General features: G+C 61.7%; 19 protein-coding genes and 2 pseudogenes. 10 read left to right on the top strand and 11 right to left on the bottom strand.

The window, feature by feature from the left end; genetic code table 11:
• Positions 1-61 precede the first annotated feature (61 nt).
• Positions 62-1,240: a DUF4272 domain-containing protein gene (locus DACI_RS12670; RefSeq protein WP_012204448.1), complete on the top strand. Its 1,179-nt coding sequence runs from the start codon at positions 62-64 to the stop codon at positions 1,238-1,240.
• Between the two features lie 66 nt (positions 1,241-1,306).
• Here DACI_RS12670 and DACI_RS12675 read toward each other — a convergent pair whose 3' ends face one another.
• The 7 genes from DACI_RS12675 to DACI_RS31180 form a co-directional block, all read right to left on the bottom strand.
• Entirely contained in the window at positions 1,307-2,116 is an 810-nt protein-coding gene (locus DACI_RS12675) for a nucleotidyltransferase family protein (RefSeq protein WP_012204449.1), read from the bottom strand.
• Positions 2,117-3,277 carry a hypothetical protein gene (locus DACI_RS12680; RefSeq protein WP_012204450.1) on the bottom strand — a complete coding sequence of 387 codons (1,161 nt, stop codon included), beginning with the start codon at positions 3,275-3,277 and terminating at the stop codon, positions 2,117-2,119.
• Between the two features lie 124 nt (positions 3,278-3,401).
• Positions 3,402-4,082 (bottom strand): hypothetical protein, encoded by a 681-nt coding sequence (locus DACI_RS12685; RefSeq protein WP_225971081.1) that lies wholly within the window; start codon positions 4,080-4,082, stop codon positions 3,402-3,404.
• 28 nt (positions 4,083-4,110) lie between these two features.
• The gene (locus DACI_RS12690; RefSeq protein ID WP_012204452.1) at positions 4,111-4,854 is read right to left on the bottom strand and encodes a hypothetical protein; all 744 of its coding nucleotides are present in this window, start codon (positions 4,852-4,854) and stop codon (positions 4,111-4,113) included.
• 36 nt (positions 4,855-4,890) lie between these two features.
• Complete coding sequence (locus DACI_RS12695) at positions 4,891-5,589, bottom strand: hypothetical protein (protein WP_012204453.1); 699 nt, start codon at positions 5,587-5,589, stop codon at positions 4,891-4,893.
• A gap of 23 nt (positions 5,590-5,612) precedes the next feature.
• Positions 5,613-6,317 (bottom strand): hypothetical protein, encoded by a 705-nt coding sequence (locus DACI_RS12700; protein WP_050771838.1) that lies wholly within the window; start codon positions 6,315-6,317, stop codon positions 5,613-5,615.
• Between the two features lie 4 nt (positions 6,318-6,321).
• Complete coding sequence (locus DACI_RS31180; protein WP_012204455.1) at positions 6,322-6,552, bottom strand: helix-turn-helix domain-containing protein; 231 nt, start codon at positions 6,550-6,552, stop codon at positions 6,322-6,324.
• 73 nt (positions 6,553-6,625) lie between these two features.
• Between DACI_RS31180 and DACI_RS12705 the strand changes: the two genes are divergently transcribed.
• The 4 genes and pseudogenes from DACI_RS12705 (at position 6,626) to DACI_RS31190 (ending at position 10,470) form a co-directional block, all read left to right on the top strand.
• Positions 6,626-7,276 (top strand): LexA family protein, encoded by a 651-nt coding sequence (locus DACI_RS12705; protein WP_043781378.1) that lies wholly within the window; start codon positions 6,626-6,628, stop codon positions 7,274-7,276.
• Positions 7,277-7,293: 17 nt separating this feature from the next.
• A complete protein-coding gene (locus DACI_RS31985; protein WP_157059651.1) occupies positions 7,294-7,485 on the top strand; it encodes a hypothetical protein in 192 nt (63 codons plus the stop codon).
• Between the two features lie 241 nt (positions 7,486-7,726).
• Positions 7,727-9,508, top strand: coding sequence for an ATP-dependent nuclease (locus tag DACI_RS31185; protein ID WP_012204457.1), 1,782 nt, complete (start codon positions 7,727-7,729; stop codon positions 9,506-9,508).
• Between the two features lie 242 nt (positions 9,509-9,750).
• A pseudogene (locus DACI_RS31190) lies at positions 9,751-10,470 on the top strand (transposase).
• A 30-nt stretch (positions 10,471-10,500) separates the two neighbouring features.
• Here the strand turns inward: DACI_RS31190 and DACI_RS32875 are convergent.
• Positions 10,501-10,812 (bottom strand): annotated as a pseudogene (locus tag DACI_RS32875) (integrase core domain-containing protein); the annotation flags it as partial.
• Positions 10,813-11,009: 197 nt separating this feature from the next.
• Here DACI_RS32875 and DACI_RS12725 point away from each other — a divergent pair.
• A complete protein-coding gene (locus DACI_RS12725) occupies positions 11,010-12,035 on the top strand; it encodes a hypothetical protein (protein ID WP_157059652.1) in 1,026 nt (341 codons plus the stop codon).
• 334 nt (positions 12,036-12,369) lie between these two features.
• Here DACI_RS12725 and DACI_RS12730 read toward each other — a convergent pair whose 3' ends face one another.
• The 3 genes from DACI_RS12730 to DACI_RS12740 all read right to left on the bottom strand — a co-directional run bounded on the left by DACI_RS12730 (position 12,370) and on the right by DACI_RS12740 (position 15,503).
• Positions 12,370-13,473, bottom strand: coding sequence for a porin (locus tag DACI_RS12730; protein ID WP_012204461.1), 1,104 nt, complete (start codon positions 13,471-13,473; stop codon positions 12,370-12,372).
• A gap of 128 nt (positions 13,474-13,601) precedes the next feature.
• The gene (locus tag DACI_RS12735; RefSeq protein WP_012204462.1) at positions 13,602-14,453 is read right to left on the bottom strand and encodes a substrate-binding domain-containing protein; all 852 of its coding nucleotides are present in this window, start codon (positions 14,451-14,453) and stop codon (positions 13,602-13,604) included.
• A gap of 75 nt (positions 14,454-14,528) precedes the next feature.
• Complete coding sequence (locus DACI_RS12740) at positions 14,529-15,503, bottom strand: Bug family tripartite tricarboxylate transporter substrate binding protein (RefSeq protein ID WP_012204463.1); 975 nt, start codon at positions 15,501-15,503, stop codon at positions 14,529-14,531.
• Positions 15,504-15,614: 111 nt separating this feature from the next.
• Here DACI_RS12740 and DACI_RS12745 point away from each other — a divergent pair, with 111 nt between their 5' ends.
• The 4 genes from DACI_RS12745 (at position 15,615) to DACI_RS12760 (ending at position 19,544) form a co-directional block, all read left to right on the top strand.
• Positions 15,615-16,517 (top strand): LysR family transcriptional regulator, encoded by a 903-nt coding sequence (locus DACI_RS12745; protein WP_043781385.1) that lies wholly within the window; start codon positions 15,615-15,617, stop codon positions 16,515-16,517.
• A gap of 284 nt (positions 16,518-16,801) precedes the next feature.
• Positions 16,802-17,383 carry an FMN reductase gene (msuE, locus tag DACI_RS12750; protein WP_012204465.1) on the top strand — a complete coding sequence of 194 codons (582 nt, stop codon included), beginning with the start codon at positions 16,802-16,804 and terminating at the stop codon, positions 17,381-17,383.
• Positions 17,384-17,426: 43 nt separating this feature from the next.
• On the top strand, positions 17,427-18,410 hold the full coding sequence (locus DACI_RS12755; RefSeq protein ID WP_012204466.1) for a DUF1852 domain-containing protein: 984 nt from the start codon (positions 17,427-17,429) through the stop codon (positions 18,408-18,410).
• A gap of 108 nt (positions 18,411-18,518) precedes the next feature.
• Positions 18,519-19,544, top strand: a complete 1,026-nt coding sequence (locus tag DACI_RS12760) for a methionine synthase (protein WP_012204467.1) — start codon at positions 18,519-18,521, stop codon at positions 19,542-19,544.
• The last annotated feature ends 33 nt before the right edge of the window (positions 19,545-19,577 follow it).

Genomic DNA, 19,577 nt, shown 5'->3' on the forward strand with positions numbered 1-19,577 from the left:
TCCTGCCGCTCCCAATCCCGGAACCAACCCCGGAACCAAGTCCGGAACCAAGCCCGTGAGCATGAAAAATCTCCTCACCCGCCTCAAGACCGCATTCAGCAAGCCCGCCCCCGAGCCCGCTCGCCAACAGGAACACCCGCAAAACGAGCACCAGCCGCACGAACCCCAGTCGGATGCCGCAGAAGACGAAGTACTCATCAACGCCTACTGCACCGTCTGGGACCTTCCCGCGCTTGACTTTGCGCACACGCTGGCCGGGCGCCGCGATCTTGCGGACCCTGAGCTGGCGCCCCATCTTTCCGGCTTTGTCGGCTATGTGCTGGGGCGCGGCGATGGGCAGATGACGCGCAACCGCTACCACGCCATGCGCCACATCCAGCGTGTGCAGCAGCACCTGAGCCTGGGCATTGCGCCGGCCCAGCTCGATGCCTTTGCCGGCTGGGCGCAGCGCGCCAACGCCATCGCCTTTCTGACGGACGGCAGCATCCGCGACCCGCAGGGCCGCATCCTGCTGGATGCCAGCGGCGCCGAGCCTGATGACCAGGCTGCGCTGCCCTATCCGCGGCAGGCCTGGCAGCGCAAGCAGCGCAGCGAGCAGGTGCTGGCGCAGCGCGGCTTCACGCCAGCGGCCAGCCTGCCGCCGCTGATCTCCGAGCCCGAACTGCGCATGCGCGCACCCGACGAGATCGCCGCCCGCGCCTTCGCCCTGCTGGCCGTGGCCGTGCGCGCCGAATCACTGAACGACGCACTGAACGAAACACTGAACAGTGGCGAACCGCTCACGCCCGAGCAGCTGTTCCAGCGCCTGCCGGCCGCCCAGGCCGCGCTCACCCCCAACGAGCGCGAATTCATGGCCACTGCCCAGCCCTCCGAAGAGGCCATCGCCAAGTTCGGCTGGCGCTACGAAGCCGCGTATTTGCTGGAATGGGCGCTGGGCCTGGTCGATGCGCTGCCTTTCCCCGACGCCATCTGCGACGTGCCGCTCACCTCGCGCACCCTGCTGCAGGCGGGCGACCTGCAAGGCGCCCTGCATGCCGCACGCATGCGGCCCGACAGCGAAATCCTCGACGCACTGGACCAGCACTACCGCCTGCACTGGATCGTGCGCCAGGCCCAGGTGCAACAGCAGCCCGCGCCAGCCGGGCTGAACGCCGACGTGCTCATGGAACGCCACCATGCTCTGAACTGGCTGGTGCTCTTCGAAGGCAATGACTGGGATGACGTGGATACGCCCACCTGAGGCGTGCTGCGCAGGGCGCATCAAGAACCCATGCGGATCGGGGCGAGCACTACTGCACTGCTTGCCCTACCTGAAAATCCGGTCGAACGCATACCTGCACGTGGCCTGCAATTCCTCGGGAGAAAGCTTCCGATCTGCAGGAATGAGTGCGGCCTGCCGGATGGCATCAGTCACATGCGCAAAGCTCGCATCCCACTCTCTTGTAACCGTGTCTCCCATGTCGCCAAGGGCGGGATGCACGCTCGTGTTCCAGCAGTCCTTGAATAGCGGCAGAAGATGGCCGAAGAGGCTGATGGTGTCGTAGATGTACAGCAAGTCCTGAGCGTGCTTCGCTGGCTTCCTGTCCTTCTTGATCAGCAGCTTCTGGACCATGAAGCACAGCGGGTTGGCGACCTGAAGGTCTACCGGTGCTTCAAGCGGAATACCGTTTTGCGGACCTGCCGTGACAACCCACGGGTCGACCAGCAGGATCTCCAGATGACGAATCTTCTGGGCTGAGATGCCTGCCTTCTCCATCGTGGCATCTGGCGTTCCATCGCGCTTGCGCCCGCTGCCGGAAAGTGGTGTCAGAAACTCGGCGTAGAACCCCTTGCTGTCGCTGCCCAACGTGTAGTGAGCCGCTGGTGGCTTGAACTCTCCTGCCAATTGCTCGGTAAATCCATGTGCCGCCAACGCACTCCTCATGTCGCCCTCAATGGGTGCCTTGTTGGCAAAAGCCAGATCCGTATCGCGTGTGAAAACCGGCTGGTGCTCCTGTCTGTTGGCCTGCGGATGCAAGCTGTGCAGCCGGTGGCTCCAGCCACCGATGAAGACCAACTGCCCCCGCCAGGGGCTCAGTGCCTTGACCAGCTTGGCGAATGCGTGCAAGTCATTCATTCAGAGTCCTTCTTCGACCAGCGGCTGAAGAACTTCCTGGTAGATCAGTTCAGCCTGCTCCTTGCCTCGGGACGGATGGTTGGAAACATCCAGCCAGACCTGGATTGCATCGGCTGTCAGTAGTCCATCATGGTTTGTGGCGCCCCGAAATATCGACTCCGGCCACGGTGCCTGTCGCACGATGATGTCGGGCGTTCCCTCGGGAAACGCCGCCAGCATGTCCCAATCTTCAGAGGCCGCAAAGCCCGAACGCGGCAGCTTGCGCACAAAGACATGGGGCGGCACACCGCTGACATGGCCCAGCTTGAGCGCGTCGGCTGCCGCGAACAGGCCCAGGCAGCGTTCACCGGGCGCGCGGTCCAGCAACTCACGCATCTGCAAGGCCACCGGCACCCGCACCAGAAAGCGGGCGGGAATTTCGGCGCCAGGGCGTGTGGCTGCTGCACTCCAGCGGCTGAACAACTCGCGCCTGCGCACAAGTCGCAGATGGCTTGATGACCTGTCCAGGAAATTCTCATTGCCCAACTGGGTCAGGAATCTGGAAGCACTCATGGCAGAAACCTGGGCCGCAGCAGCCAGCTCCGCCCCGCTGCAATACCGGCCCCTTGGCGCGTTGAGCAAACCTTCAGGTAACTCAGGTGCCAAGAGCACCTTCAGCATCCATTGATTGAGGTCCGAGAAAAGGTTGATCGCGGGAGCGGGCCTGGCGGGCGCGTGTCTGGCCAGCAAGCGCGGGCGCGGTGACTCTTGAAGATCATCGAGGCCCGGACCGTGGAAATGATTGGGCCCCTCTTCAGACACGATACCGAAGGCGACATGGGGCGCAAAACGCTCGGCAAATGCCATCACCTGCCTGAGCAGGGCAGGTGATACATGGTCCACATAGACCACCGCCAACGGAGCCGCGCCGCGCTCCTGAGTTGCAAGAGTCTGGGCCTGCAAAATGGCCTGAGCCAGCAGTGGCACCACGCGATCAGCCCGTCCTTGTGAAGACTTGATCTCCACTGCATAGCGTTGATTGCCACGGTGAACGCTCAGGTCCACACGGTCATCGTCCCCTTCCGGCGCGGTATCAATCGTCCAGCCTGCGTCTTCAAACAGCCCGGCCACGAACCGCTCGGCCTGGCTGGCGCGACTGATGGGTGAGCGTGTTGAGGACATGGGCGACTCCTTGGATAACATGGGCATTGTATATACCATGGCCGTGGTAGGTATCTCCAATCCCCCTGGCTGCAAACCTGGCCCGCCTTCACCAACCATCGCGCCTGGCTGCCGCAGCCACAGCTCAACCCCCGCCCAACTGCTCCAGCGTGATGCAGGCCAGCCACCTGCATCCATCCAATGGCCAGGCGGCGTCATCCGAGATGCAGCGCCCGGCGGCGTCCATCTGGATGCGGGTGACGTGGCGGTTGGCGCCGGGCCTTGAGCGGCGGGCGGGCATGGCCAGCAAGGCTTCGGGCAGCGGCTGCGCTGGTGGATAGGGTTCGAGGCGCGTGAGATGGTTTGCAGAGCGCAGGCGCAGCGGTGATCGCTCCATGCCGATCACCCAGGTCCAGAAGAGCGCCGGGTGGCGAAATCTGTGACCTGGCATTTCCAGCAGCAGCATGGCGCTGCCGCCCCGCTGCATGGCTTGGGCACAACGCAGCGGAGCGAGGGCGGGGAAATTCTCAAGCTGCGCTTTCCAACCGGGCAGCAGCAAAGCCAGAACCTGCGCCAGCTCTTGCGGGCCGGGCTGTGGCGTCAACTGCAGCGGCAATTGCACCTGCAGCCATGCCCGTTGCCGCAGCACGGCAGCGCATCGCCGTGCACACCACCAGGCGCCCAGCGGATCGGGCAGGCACTGGGCATCGGGAACCGTGGGCAGTGTGGCCCAGCGCGTCTTGCGCGTCTGTGTACCCACCTCGTAGCGCCATTGCGTATCGAAGCGCAGGCCGGGCATGAAGGTACGAATGGGAGACCTGGGCATGTGCATTGCGGCTGCAGAGTCACCAGCGTCAGGCCGGTGCGGGCCTGGCTGCAAGCGTGACCGTGCCAAGCCACTGGCATGGGTGCCAGGGGCCGCCCGCATCATGCAGGAGGCAGGTCCCGTCGGCTTGCACCTGGATCCGGGTGGCGTACCCGCTGGACCAGGGCAGGGTCGAGCCAAAGGGCAGGGCAAGCAAAGCCTTGGGAGGCGCCATGGCCTGCGCGTCCGGTGACGGCAACGTGTCGGACGCAACGCAATCGTCGGTGCACGACAACGGCAGCTCCGGCTCGTACCCCACCACCCAGGCCCAGAAAATGCCCGGCTTGGGCCCTTCGCATTCCGGTGACTCCAGCATCAGCAAGGCACTGCCTCCCTGCTCGACTGCCTGGGCGCACAGCAAGGGCGTTCGGGCGCATTCAGCAGGTGCCTGCACGTCCCAATCGGGCAGCAGCACATCAAGGATCTGCGCCAGCTCCTCCACGCCGGGAAGCGGGGGCAGGTGAACGGGCAGCCGCAGGAACAACCAGTGGTGCTGCTCCAGAACCACGGCGCACCGGCGAACGCACCACCAGGTGCCATAAGGGTCGGCCGGGCCAGCAAGGTCGGAGGCCATCGGCAGTTGTGTCCAGCTGGTCTTGCCGGCTTCCGCACGCCTTCTGTATTGCCAGTGACCATCAAAGAGCAGGCCGCTGATGAGGCGTTGACCGGGACTACCTGGCTCCAGCGGAATTTCCCGCTCGTACTGCTCTGGGGTGAGATTGGAGTTCTGCATTTCTTCGGGTCAGGAAAGCCGGTCAGAAAAAGCCGGTCAGGAGAAGCTGCCGTTGATGGCAATGTCGTTGCTCAGTGGCTCCAGCGTGATGGCCGCCGTGCAGCGGTACCGGCTTGCGCGCGCATCCAGGCCATCCACATCACACAGCCCTTCGCCATCCACCGTCACCCTCAAGGCGTGGTTCCATGCCAGGGGCGAGCCGAAGGGCCAGATCAGCAGCGCGCCAGGGCGCCCGGGCATGTCAAAGGCTGAAATGCGCTTGGCACGCTGGAACCTCTCGTGCATTTCCACGCCGATCACCCAGGCCCAGAAAACGGCTTGCACGCCATCGCTTGAATCCTCGGCCTGCAGTTGCAGCAAAGAGCAGCCACCGGCAAGCAGCGCATCGGTGCTGCGCAGCAGCGGCGCCTGTGTCGAGGGTTCATCGAGCACCTTCACGTTCCAGCCCGCAAGCATTGCGCCCAGGGCCAGCGCCACATCGCCACATTCCGGCTGCGCAGGCAGGCCCGAGGGCAGATGCGCGGAACGCCAGGGCCTGCGATTGAGCACTGCAACGCACTGGCGCACGCACCACCAGGCCCGCTGTGGATCTGCTGCAGCCATGCCGCCTGCCCGGGTTGCCGGCAGCCGTGCCCAATAGGCTCGGCCTGAAGGCGTGAGCGCCGAGTAGGTCCACAGTCCGTCAAAGCGAAGCCCTCGGGTGAAGCGGTGGGTGAGGTGCGTGGTCTCATCCATGTGGGACCTTGTCGTGGTGGACTTCAACACGGTGCGTGCCTCGTCAATGGCCCTGCATTGCCGCGTTGCGCGGGCGACAACGTGATTGCAGCCAGGCAGCGGCACTCGCGCCACTGCCCGTCAATGCCATCCACATCGCAATGCCCGTCGCGGTTCACCTGTACCCGCGCCGCATAGCCACAGGCCCAGGGCATGCTCCAGCCAAAGGGAATGGCGAGTAGCGCGACGGGGCGGGGCGCACGGCATGAGGGCCATGGCTTCACCGGCGCGGGCAGCATTCTCTGATGCATCTCCACACCAATCACCCAGGCCCAGAACGTGCTCTGTGGGCACCGGTGCAGCGCCTCTGACTGCAGTTGCAGCACGGCCCCGCCGCCCGCCAACAGCGCCCGGGTGCAAGACTGCAGCGGACTGTGCCCGGCCCCGGCCCCTGCGCTGAGCTGCACCTGCCAACGCGGCATCAGCGCGTGCAGGGCCAGCGCCACATCTTCCGGCCCCGGCCGCAAGGGCATGCCTGGCGGCAGATCCACCGACTGCCACATCTCCCGCCGCAGCACGGCAGCGCAGCGCCTCACGCACCACCAGGCGCCATGCGGATCGGCCCTGCCCGCATCCGGCTGCCCCAGCGGCAGCCGCGACCAACAGACCCTGCCCGATGGCGCGCGGGCGGCGTACTTCCAGCGTGCGGCGAAGTGCAAGCCGGGGGTGAAGTGGTGAGTGATGTGCATCGCTTCACTCATCGGTTTTGCGACTTTGGCCTGGGTGAACCGAACCGAAGGGTGTCTCGATACCGCAGCGGGCACCGATGCGCATGAGCGCCATACCCAAAGAAGTTCGTGGTTCCTTGGTCTTGCCCAGTGCGAGGTCAGAAATCGTTGCTTGACCGCAGCCCACTTCGCGGGCGATCTGGCTTTGACTGACACCCTTCGCTGCAAGCTTGGCGAGGTAGTCTTTCCATTGCATGCACGCAGTCTAACGTTTAATCGTTAAAAGACAAACGATATATCGTTATCGGTTTTCCGTAAGCTTCGGCGCTATGTCCACAGATTTCGCCAAGCGTCTTAAAGCAGCTCGTGCTCATGCAGGTCTTACTCAAGAGGAGCTCGCCGCAAAGGCTGGGTTGAAGCAGTCCTCCATTGGGGATCTTGAGTCGAAGGGACATGGTTCCAAGCGGACTGCCACGATGGCAGCAGCGTGCGGAGTGAGCGCTCTTTGGCTGGAAAGCGGCGAGGGGGTGATGACGCCTGACGAGGCGGCGATGCTTGCTCAGCTTCCCTGCGGAATTCGGCGATACCCGGTGCTTACTTCCAGCCAGGCCGTTGCCCGAAGTGAAGCCGTCGAGGGCTTGGAGAGTCTGGGCACGGAAGTCTCTGCCAACGAGGCATCAGTTCATGCTTTCTTCCTCCAGTTGGCTGGAAACTCCATGACTCCGGAGTTCCGTGAAGGAGACCGTGTACTGATCGATCCAGGTGTCAAGCCTCAGCCTGGAGACTACGTGGCCGCCCAGGTGGGAAAGACCGAAGCCCTGTTTCGGAAATACCGGCTACACGGAAACGATAGGCTGGGTAATGAGGTGTTTGAGCTGATCCCGCTCAATCAAGACCATCCCGTCATGCGCAGTGACGAACATGGGCTTTCCGTGATCGGAACCATGCTGGAGTTGCGGCGGAAGTTTCCGCGCCCTTGAGTCTAGGATCTGCCAGTATGCGCAGCTCCGTGAACGCCGCCTTGGAAAGCAATGCGACACGGAGGATCTTTTCAGGACTGGTCAACCGGCTTGGCTGGTGGTCCAGCGTCTGGTCTGATATCTACCCATTTGGTGACGCTCATATGTTGCCTGCAGGTGTCGGCTTTGCAGCGGGTGCCGTCGTTCGACTTGCTGAACTCGACGCCTGAAATCAGTCGCTCCGCGACAAAAAAAGTTGCACCGTTAGACGTGCGTTGAATTGAACTGTAGGGCGTCCTTGCATCCATGTGACTTAGCACATAATCACCGAAGGCGGCAGCCTCAGCAGCGCAAACCAGTACTTTTCACGAGGGTCACAAGCACGTATGTGGCGCAGAATCCGGCCACCGCGGTCGTATGACAGAGAAGTTGCTTGAGAAGCCGCGAGATCCATATTAAGGAAGGGAGAGCATGGGCAAGACTGACGGGCCAGTAAGAATCACGAGCGTTAGCTTCCATCATTACAAGGGGCTCGCGCGGTATAGCTTGTCTCTGGACCGGATCAACGTACTGACCGGCGCAAACAACTCCGGCAAGTCCACAATCCTTGGAGCTTTTCGCGTACTTGCCGTGGCTATGCGCGCAGCAAGAAGTCGGAAACCGGAGCGCCTTGCTATCAACGAGCGGCACGTTTTGGGTTATCGAGTTAGAGAAACCCAACTTCCGATCTCGCTCGAGAATGTCGCCACGAACTATGAGGACGGCGAATCGCGAGTGAGCTTCCGGCTAAGCAATGGCAATCACTTGCACCTCTACTTTTCCTCCGACGGATGTGTACTGGTGCCAGATACAAGCGGCGCTGCAGTTACCAGTCCCGCGACCTTCAAGTCGAACTTCCCGATTGACTTGGCAGTTGTTCCCGTTCTTGGCCCCGTGGAGCACAGAGAAGATCTGCGCGAGCGAGAAACGGTCGCTGCATCGCTATCCACGCATCGCGCATCACGACACTTCAGAAGCTATTGGTACCACAATCCTGAAGGATTTCAGGATTTTTGCGCGCTCGTAACCCGTACTTGGCCGGGGATGGAGATTCGACCACCGGAACGATCCATGATGGGCGAGCTTTCGATGTTTGTAGGTGAAGATCGCTTCGATAGAGAGCTCTACTGGGTCGGCTTTGGCTTTCAGATCTGGTGCCAGTTACTCACACATCTGCATCGAGCAGCTGCCGCGACTCTCGTAGTTGTTGATGAGCCAGAGGTCTACCTCCATCCCGACATTCAGCGACGCTTGCTTGGCGTTCTCAAGGATACAGGGCCAGACGTGTTACTCGCGACGCACTCGACTGAGATCATCGCCGAGGCGGACCCCGCAGACATCGTGCTGATCGACAAACGAAGGACAAGTGCCGAACGCATCAAGGATGTAGCCGGAGTTCAGAAGGCCATGGATGTTCTGGGATCACAGCAGAACATATCGCTTGCTGCGCTTGCTCGAAGCCGACGCGTTCTCTTTGTTGAAGGTGACTATGACTTCAGTCTTATTAGACGTTTTGCAAAGCAGCGCGGAATGAACGACCTTGCAGCCAGCTTGGGGCTTGCCGCAATGCCTTCAGGTGGTTTTGGTTCATGGCAACGAATCACCTCGCTAGCCGACGGAATTGGGCAAGCCCTTGGCGCCGAACTCCTGATCGGGGCCGTTTATGACCGGGACTACTTCTGTGATCAGCAGATTGACGAAGTTCTATCCAAGCTTCGAAAATCACTTCGGTTCGCACATGTGCACAGCCGGAAGGAGGTTGAAAACTACCTACTCATGCCCGCGGTGTTGGATCGGGTCATCGGGCGAGGCATTGCAGAGCGGCGCGCCAAAGGTTTCCCTGTGCAGGACCCTTCACGGAATTCGGAAGCGGTTCTTCTAGAAGTGACGGACGAACTGAAAGACGATGCGGAGCAACAGTACGTAAGCCGCTACTCGGACTACCACCATAAGAATGGAAAGAAGGACCTCTCCACCCTACTGAAGGAGGCGACCTCGGCCTTCCGATCTCGTTGGAATGAGCCGCTCCAGCGCTGGAACTTGGTCTCGGGCAAAGAGGCATTGCGCCGCTTTCGAGACAAGACCCAGGCATCACTTGGCTTGTCAATTACAGATGCAAAGATCGTAGATGCAATGCGGCAGGAAGATTTTTCGGGGGACTTGGTGGAGCTGCTCGAGGGGGTGGACCTTTTCAGAAGTCTCAAAGTGAACTGAGCCACCCTGCGTTAGCACCACCAGTGGTGGGCATTGATTGAGGCTGCGGGTGCGGGTTGACCCTGCCCAGTCTCGTCGAGACACTGACTCAAAGTGAAGACGGCTCCAGCCAGGTGAGCCGGTACGCGAGATGCTCATCGAGGCCGTCGAACGCTGCTTCGGCTCGGTCGAATGAGATAGCCCCCTGATTCCCCGGCCCCGTCCTATCGCTTATCTTTGAAGATAGGAACAGGACTGTGCATATGACTAAGCATACGGAGTCAATCGAGGTAGTCGTGAAGGACCAGCGCCGCAGGCGCTGGTCTCTCGCAGAGAAGGCGGCGGCTGGTGCGTCGAACCTACGAACCAGGCATGAGCGTGTCATTGGTCGCTCGGCAGGAAGACGTTTCGGCTGGACTGCTGTTTCAGTGGCGCAAGCTCGAACGCCAAGGTGCTTTGACCGCCGTCTCCGCTGGCGAGGCAGTCGTGCCGGCATCCGAACTGGCGGCTGCACGCGCGGAAATCGCCAAGCTGCAGCGCGTGCTCGGCAAGAAGACCTTGGAGAACGAAATCCTCAAGGAAGCCGTGGAGTACGCCGCAGAAAAATTGCCGACTTGCCCAGCTATGGCTACCGACGTGCCTGTGCCTTGGTGAACCGCCAGCGTACGGCACGGGGCGCCCCGAAGGTCAATGCCAAACGCGTCTATCGCGTCATGGCACAAGCCGCTCTGCTGCTGCCCAAGGCGCCTCGCCGGCGCCCGTCTGCAGCCCGCAAAGCAACAGCATGGCCGGAGAGCTTCGTGAACACCTTCAAACGTGACTACGTGGCCCGCCTGGACCTGAAGACGGTACTGGCGCAACTGCCAGCGGCCTTCGAGCAATTCAACGAGGTGCATCCGCATTCTTCGCTGAAAATGCGGTCGCCTCGAGAGTTCAGGCGGCAACAGGCGGCAGGGGCTTACCAGCTGCTTTATTGCGAATAGGACGGGGTCGGGAATACGGGGGCAAGATCATCCGTGACGCTGCAGGCGTCGATGTAAGGCACTGCGACTGAACTTGGGGGCTGCCTCCAGAAGCTGCGCCATGAGGATGTCTATCGGCAAATGCCCTTGCTTGCGCAACGCGATTGCTAGGTGTTCTTACTCTTGGGGACAGATGCCGACTTGCTCTGTCCCGCAGATCCATGGGCTCATCGAGCACAGAGGTGCGTGCACGCCACGTCTTGGAGTTGATGATTCAGAGCTTGGCCAGGAGCAAGTCGCTAGATGCAATTCTGTGCGGATACGCGGCGTTATGAAGGCGCAGCTGTGCAGGCTAATTGTCATAATGCTTTTTCCTGCTCCAAGCTGCAGAATGCACCATGACTTCCTTGAACCGAGCATCTTGGCGTTCGGATGCTGGGTACGCGTGGCGGAGACCATCAGCTCTTAGGACTTTCCATCAGTAGATCGAGCAATAATCGAAATTTCTTTGCAACCTGCATGGTCGTAAAAGACACATGAAAAAGATGGGGAAATCGCATATGAAAGATACAAAAAAAAAGAAATACCTCCTCGCGAAAAGTGCCAGGCAGTTTTCACTAATTGTTTTCTTAGTCGGTGTCTTGGGCGTCATCGCTGCTGCGTACTATGCCGAAGCTTTCACTCCAAAGGCGGGCACAATTTCAAGCGCCTGTGCTTCCGGACTTACAACTATTTCAGTGGCGCTGATTGGCTATGCCATCTTCAGCCTAACTTTCGACACAAAGCACTGGAGAGATTATTTCGCTGAAAGGCTTAAGGAAGTAATCCTTGAGCAAGACTATATAGAAACCTTGGATTACGAGTCGCTAAAGGACCTGCAAACGAGAACTCTAAAGGCACAATTTAGGAATCAAGCCATTGATAAAGAGGGTAGTTTTCTGAAGTATTTCGAGAGCAACCTTCATAGATTTATTTCAGAGCCTTTCCGGGAGGATGTGTCGGCGGAAGTGCTTATGAAACCATGCGACGACGGAACTAAGCTGGAAGTTCTTGACAGGGTTCGGTACGTCTGCCGATCTTCAGGCGGTCGGCTCCAAGAAAAGGTAGTCTGGAGGCCGGACGATGGCGAATTCGAGGATGTCAAATCACTCTCAATTTTGATTCAATTTCCACCTGGACATCAGTTCGCAGGCGAGAAGAGGGAATTGTTCAAGGAGGATGGAGATAAATTAAAAAGTTGCCTTGATAAGGGTATAGAAGTGTCGTTGGCTGAATACAAGGAAGTAGACTTGTTAGTTGTTTTTACCGAAGCCGAGTATATTGTAAAATTGGGAAAGCTTCAGTATTGGACGATGGCGCATCCGACCAAGAATTTCGATATTACTATTACATATCCTGTGGCATGCGAGATACAGTTCAAGACCCTTGTGCTTGAAGATGTTTTGAGCCAGGTTTCAGAAATTCCGGGTTATTTAAAGTTTGGCTATGGGGTTTGGGCTTTACCGGCAAGCGGTATCGCTTGGGTAGTTTCTCCTTGCCTGAAAAAACCTGGAGAGGCACAGCCAAGTTTCGCAGGCGAGAATTAGATTTACGAAAAATTTCCACCCTCGCGAGCCGCGACAACCGAATTATTTAAATGCCGTTCACTGTCTCACTGCTGCAGTGTTGCTATCGACTGATTCCCGTGCGTATTTGGTTTGATCTTCGGTGAATTGTGACCTTTTTGACACTTCTCCTGTCGCCTGCGGGGGCGTTAAGAAGCAGCCGTACCTCTAATTTTGAGCTATATGGATTTTTTAAGGGGAGCGTTGATTCAGGAGCAGCAGGCACTGCGCCTGCGCCTGAAGTTGGCGAGGATCGCCAGCAACAACCCTCCACAAGCACTTCAAAAGTGGGCGCTGCGGGTCGCCGCAGCACCCCTCAGAAACTATGCATCAACCCCGCAGTCACCCCCGTAGCCACATCCTTGTTCTGCCCGCCCTGAAACCCTCCACTCCAATGCGTGCGGTCCAACTCCGCATACAGCTTGCTGCGGCGTGACAGCTTGTATTCCGCAAACAGCAGGGCGCGGGTGTAGCCGTCTGCGGCGCGGCCGCTGCGTTCGCGTTCCACGCGGTACAGGGCGGCGGTCAGGTCCAGCGTGCTGCGGGCGGACCAGGTGGCGCCCAGCGAGTGCACGCGCTGCACGGTGCGGGCGGTGGTGGCGTTGGTCTGGCCGTCGCTGCGCGCGGTGTTCAGCGCAAGGCGCAGGTTGTCCCATTTGTAGCTGGCGCCCAGGGTAGCGGCTTTCAGTTCCCATTGGTCTGCGGTCTTGAAGCGCTGGTAGGCGCCGGAGACGGTCCATGTCTTCGTGCCATAGGCCAGGCCCGCGCCGGCCGATGAGCGGGCGGAGCCGCCTTGCGCCGTCTCGCCAAAGCTGTACATGGCGCGGGCGGTGAGGCCGCCGAGGCGGCCGGTGTACTTGACCGAGTTGTCCAGCCGGTAGGAGCCCGTGGTGGCGCCCGCGCTGCCGTATTCCACGCCCAGGCCGTGGCTGCTGAGCGCGGCGGTGGCGATGTTGGGGTTGAAGGCGGCGAAGCGCATTCCCACGGGGTCCACAGGGCTGATGGCATCTGCCAGCAGGTTGGTCTGGCGGCCGGCCGTGACCTGGCCCCAGTTGCCGCCCAGGCCCACGATGGCCGCGCGGTCGAAGAATTTGCTGGAGTTGGCGGTGGTGCCGGTGTCCAGGTTCAGGCCGGTTTCCAGGTTGAACAGGGCGTACATGCCGCCGCCCAGGTCTTCGCGGCCGCGAAACCCGAAGCGGCTGGTGGTGTTGACGCCGCTGGACAGCGCGGCGCCCGAGGTGTTGCTGGCCGCGTTGGCGGCGGTGAGGCCGCTGGTGTAGCGCACGCCGGTATCGGCAATGCCGTAGAGCGTGATGCTGGATTGCGCAAGGGCCGACAGCGGTGCGGCAGCGAGGGTGATCAGCACCAGGGTTTTGGTGTTCATGGGTGTGGCGAGGGTGATAGGGCTGGGCAGCGGCATGCCGCAGCAGTGCCGTTGCAGCGCCGCTGAATGGAGGTCGAACCGGGGAGGGGTGAAGGCCCCCTGTGTGTCGAGGGCCCTGAGGGCCTTGAGTGCCTAGAGAGCCTTGAGGGCTCGGGGGCCTGCCGTCAGGGCTTGGCCGCTGGTTCCATGCCCGTGCTGCGCACGATGGGTGCGGCGGCGGGGGCTGCCAGGAAGCGGATCAGGTGGCGTGCCGTCTCAGGGCTCTTGGCGCCGGTGGCCACGCCTGCGGAGAAGAAGACGCGCTGCTGCACTTCATCGGGCAGGGGGCCGACGAATTCCAGTTCCTTGAACGGCAGCAGTTCGCTGACCTGCTGGAAGCCGATGTCCGCATCGCCACGCAGAACCACGGCGCCCACGCGCTCGCTGAGGATGCGGGTGGCCTTGCCCTTCATCTGCTCGGCCACGCCCAGGCGCGGGAACAGTTCGTTGGCCAGATAGGTGCCGCTGGCGCTGGCCGAGTAGGCAATGGTCTTGGCATCCAGCAGGGTCTGCTTGAGCGCGTCCACGGTGCTGATGTCGGGCTTGGGCGTGCCCTTGCGCACGCTCATGCCGATCATGGAGCGCGCCAGGTCCACACGGCTGCCCGCTTCCACCTTGCCTTGAGCGGCCAGATTGTCCAAGGCTCCATCCGCGAGGATGACGATATCGAACTGCTCGCCGCGTGCCAGGCGGCTGGGAATGGAGTCCTGCGCATTGCCCATGGAGGCACCGCGCGAGGTGACGACCTTGTGGCCCGTGGCCTGCTCGTACAGGGGTATCAGCTGGTCATAGGCGGCAGAGAAGCCGCCCGAGGTGACCACGCGGATTTCATCTGCGGCGGCGGTGGAAGGCGTGGCAGCGCCCAGGGCCAGGCCCAGGCCCAGGCTGAGGGCGCCGCCCAGCAGCGCGCCCAGGGTGCGGCGGCGCAGGGTGGATGGCACGGAGGACTGCAGGGGGGTGGAACGGATGGCGGTCATGGTTTGTCTCCTGGTTTTTTATGGTTGGGGGATAGCGGCCGAGGCTGCTGAAGCTGCCAAGGCTTCTGAGGGGGATCAATCGGCGGTGATTTTTCGCTCGCGGATGATGCGGCCCCACTTGGCGTGCTCGGCGGCGATGAACTGGCCCAGTTCCTCGCGGGTGCCCGGGGCGGCGGTCTGGCCGTGCTTGAGCAGGTTGTCGCGCACTTCGGGGGTGTTCAGCACCTTGACCAGCTCGATGTTCCAGCGGTCCAGCAAGGGCTTGGGCGTCTTGGCGGATGCCACGAAGGCGTACCAGTTGGTGGCGTTGAAGCCGGGGAAGCTCTCGGCCACGGTGGGCACATTGGGCAGATAGGCGGGGCGCGTGAGGCCCGTGGTGGCCAGCGGGATCAGCTTGCCGGATTCGATGTGGGGCAGGGCCGTGGGCGGGGCTGCGTAGAAGGAGGTCACGCGGTTGCCCAGCACGTCCTGCAGGGCGGGCGCGCCGCCCTTGTAGGGCACGTGCAGGGTGTCGATCTTGGCGACATCGTTGAGCAGTTCACCGGCCAGGTGCGATGCGGAGCCGGGGCCGGTGGAGGCGAAGTCCAGCTTGCCGGGTTCGCGCTTGGCCTTGGCCACGTATTCGCCCAGGGTCTTGATGCCGGTGGCGGCAGGCACGACGAGCACGTTGGGAAAGTTCACGCCCATGGTGATGGGGGCCAGGTCCTTGAGCGGGTCGTAGCCGATCTTCATGAAGTGCGGCGCGATGGCCAGCGGGCCGATGGAGCCGAAGAGCAGCACCGAGCCGTCGGACGGGCCATTGGCCACCTGCGTGTGGGCCAGGTTGCCGCCCGCGCCGGGCTTGTTTTCCACGACCACGCTCTGGCCGATGTTCTCGCCCAGCTTCTTGGCGATGATGCGCGCGGCAATGTCGGCCGAGCCGCCTGCGGCGAAGCCGACCACCATGACCACGGGTTTCTTGGGGGGGAAGTCCTGGGCCTGGGCGGTGCCCACGGCCAGGGAAAGAAGGGCGGCCAGGGCGCCGCCTGCGATCAGTCTGCGTTGGTGCATGTCGTCTCCGTTTGTTGGTCTTGCCTGCCCGCAGGGGGCAGCGTTATCAAGGGCGCCATCCTATGCAGCGGGTGTTATTCTGTGAATTGCAACTTTTGGAAGGACTGTTGCGTGCAGCGCATCAAATTCGACATGGGGGAACTGATCGCCTTCGTGACCACGGCCGAGAAGGCCAGCTTTCGCCTGGCCGCAGAAGCGCTTTTCCTGTCGCCGCCTGCCTTGAGCCGGCGGGTGGAGCGGCTGGAGTCCGTGCTGGGCGCGCGGCTGCTGGAGCGCTCCACGCGGCGTGTGGAACTGACCGAGGTGGGCCATGAATTCCTGCAGGAGGCGCGCAGGGCCCTGGCCGGCCTGGACGAGGCCGTGCAGCGCGTGGATGACCAGCTGAAGCTGCGCCGTGGCCGCGTAACGGTTGCCTGCGTGCCTTCGGTGGCCACCAATCTGCTGCCGCCCGTGCTGAAGACCTTTGCCGTGGAGCAGCCCGATGTGCAGGTGCACGTCATCGACGAGAGCGCGCAGCAGGTGGTGGAGGCCGTGCTGCGCGGGGATGCTGACTTTGGCTTGAGCTTCACGGGCAGCCAGGAGCCGTCGCTGCGCTTTGAGGCGCTCACGCGCGAGCGCTATGTGCTGGCCATGCCGCGCAGCCACGCCTGGGCCGGGCGCAGCCAGGTGGAATGGGCCGAGCTGGCGGGCAAGCGCCTGGTCTCCGTCTCCCACAAGAGCGGCAACCGCCTGCTGCTGGACCAGGTGATGGCCGGCCTGCCCGAGCAGCCCGTGGCCTGGCACGAGTGCAACCACGTTACAGGCGCCCTGGCCCTGGTGGAAGCCGGCCTGGGCCTGGCCGCCGTGCCCCAGCTGGCCCTGCGCCAGGACCACGCCCAGGTCTGCGGCGTGCCCCTGACCGAGCCCGATGTGTGGCGCACGCTGGGCCTGCTGCAAAGGCGTGACCGCGTCCTGGGGCCTGTGGCGCAGGCGTTGAGGGAGTGCCTGGTGCAGGTGCAGGGCGCGGGCGGCTGAACTGGCCTTGGCTTCACTGCGTTGCAACCCCGTTGCGCGCAGGCCCTGGCATGGCTGCCGCATAGCGCAGTGCGCAGAAGGATGGGATCACGCTTTCACATGAATGCAGTTCATGCATCTGTGAAATAAAACCATTTTACTTCATCGATTCGCATCCATACCATTCGCTCCCATTGTTCGTTTGCATTTTGGGAAGCAGTCATGGACATCACCACACCCTCGGATCGCATGGATGCCGGAGCCGGCTCTTGCGCTGAACTTGGCCATCTCGCGTGAGCGCAGCCATGTCACGTCCGCTCCGTCTGGTCGCCGTTTCCGGTGGACTGCAGCGCCCCTCCAAATCTGCCGCCCTGGCAGAGCATCTGTCTGATCTGATCGCCGCCGAAGTTCCGTGCGAACAGCGCCTGGTGGAGCTGGGCCAGCTTGCGCCGCAGCTTGCCGGCGCGGTGTGGCGCTCGCAGTTGCCCGAGAGGGTGGAGCGTGAGCTTGCGGCGGTGGAGCAGGCGGATGTGCTGGTGGTGGCCACCCCGGTCTTTCGTGGCGCCTACACCGGACTGTTCAAGCACTTCTTCGACTTCGTCCACCAGGACGCCTTGATCGACAAGCCCGTGCTGCTGGCGGCCACCGGTGGCAGTGAGCGCCATGCCCTGGTGATCGACCACCAGCTGCGGCCGCTGTTCAGCTTCTTCCAGGCGCGCACGCTGCCGTTGGGCGTGTACGCGACCGACAAGGATTTCGTGGACTACCGCCTGCACGACGAGGCCCTGATACAGCGGGCCGCACTGGCGGTGCAACGGGCATTGCCGCTGGTCGAGCTGATGCACCGCGCCAGGCCCTGCCTGGCCGAGGAAATGGCTGCGGCCTGAGTCAACCCACATTTTTATTTCTAAATCAGGTCATTGGATCACCATGAACGCAGAACTGCACTTCAGCCTCAAGAGCATCCGTTTCGATGAGAACTATCACCCATCGGACAGTACGCGCATTACCACCAACTTTGCCAATCTGGCCCGGGGAACGAGCCGGCAACAGAACCTGCGCCATACGCTGAGGATGATTGACAACCGCTTCAATGAACTGGCGCATTGGGACAATCCGACGGGAGACCGCTATTCAGTCGAGCTGGACATCATCTCCGTGGACATGGGCATGGGTGCGGAGATGGGAAGTGGCGTATTTCCGTTGATCGAGATATTGAAGACCAGCATTCTCGACAGAAAATCGAACAAGCGCATAGCCGGCATTGCAGGGAACAATTTCTCATCCTACGTGCGCGACTATGACTTCAGTGTTTTGCTGCCGGAGTACAACATCAACCGCCAGGAGTTCAGCACGCCGGACGATTTTGGCGACCTGCATGGCAAGCTGTTCAAGCAATTCGCCCGTTCGAGCACGTACAGGGAGCACTTCAACAAGCCCCCCGTCATCTGCATCAGCGCCTCTATCAGCAAGACCTATCAGCGCACCGGAAACCAGCATCCCGTACTGGGTGCCGAGTATCAGCAAAATGAGCTGTCATCTACGGACCGGTATTTCGGGAAGATGGGGATGCAGGTTCGATTCTTCATGCCGCCCAATAGCGTGGCACCCCTGGCTTTCTATTTTCAGGGCGACCTGCTGGCCGACTACACGAATCTCGAGTTGATCGGCACCATCAGCACCATGGAAACCTTCCAGAAGATTTATCGCCCCGAGATCTACAACGCCAATTGCGCGGCAGGAAAAATCTATCAGCCGAGCCTGAAGAACCACGATTACTCGTTGACGCAGATTGTCTATGACCGCGAAGAGCGCAGCCAGCTGGCCATCAAGCAGGGCAGGTTTGCGCAGGAGCATTTCATCAAGCCGTACAGGAATGTTCTTGAGCAATGGGCTGCCGATTGCGCGCTCTGACCGGCTAGACAGACAGACAGACCATTTTTCATTGATTGCGCAGCGGCTTGGGACAACGGTCCTGAAGTACGCTGGCACCACCCCTTTTTGCCTTGAAGGAATTCTCCGATGTTTGAAACCTCTATCGCCGGCAGCCTGCCCAAGCCAGCCTGGCTGGCCGAAACCAACAAGCTCTGGCCCCAGTGGCGGGCCGAGGGCGATGCGCTTCGCCAGGCCAAGGCCGATGCAACCCTGCTGTGGATCAAGGCCCAGGAAGATGCAGGCCTGGACATCGTGTGCGACGGCGAGCAGTCGCGCCAGCATTTCGTGCATGGCTTTCTGGAGCAGGTGGAGGGCATCGACTTCGACAACAAGGTGAAGATGGGCATCCGCGACAACCGCTACGAAGCGATGGTGCCGCAGGTGGTTGCCGCCCTGCGCCTGAAGGGCCGCGTGCATGCCTTCGAGGCGCAACTGGCGCGTGCGCACACCAGGAAGAAGCTGAAGTTCACGCTGCCCGGCCCGATGACCATCGTCGATACCGTGGCGGACCGCTTCTATGGCGACAAGGTCAAGATGGCCTTCGCCTTTGCCGAGCTGCTCAACCAGGAGGCCCTGGCGCTGCAGGCCGACGGCGTGGACATCATCCAGTTCGACGAGCCTGCCTTCAATGTCTACATGAAGGATGCCGCCGACTGGGGCGTGCAGGCGCTGGAGCGCGCAGCGCAGGGCCTGACCTGCACGACGGCCGTGCATATCTGCTACGGCTACGGGATCAAGGCCAATACGGACTGGAAGAGCACGCTGGGCGAGGAATGGCGCCAGTACGAGACGGTGTTTCCCGCGCTGGCCAGGAGCCGCATCGACCAGGTGAGCCTGGAATGCATCCACTCCCACGTGCCGCCCGACCTGATGAGGCTGCTGGCCGGCAAGGACGTGATGGTCGGCGTGATCGATGTGGCCAGCGACGTGGTGGAGACACCCGAGGAAGTGGCGGACACCATCGGCCGGGCACTGGAGTTCGTGCCGAAGGAGCGGCTGTTCCCCTGCACGAACTGCGGCCTGGCGCCCATGGGCCGGGACGTGGCGTGGCGCAAGCTGAAGGCGCTGGCAGAAGGCACGAAGCTGGCAAAGGAGCGGCTCGCCAAGGCCTGATGCCCTGCGTGGCCAAGCGCAGGGGAAGATGCC

The sequence above is a fragment of the Delftia acidovorans SPH-1 genome (assembly GCF_000018665.1).
Taxonomy (GTDB): Bacteria; Pseudomonadota; Gammaproteobacteria; order Burkholderiales; family Burkholderiaceae_C; genus Comamonas; species Comamonas acidovorans.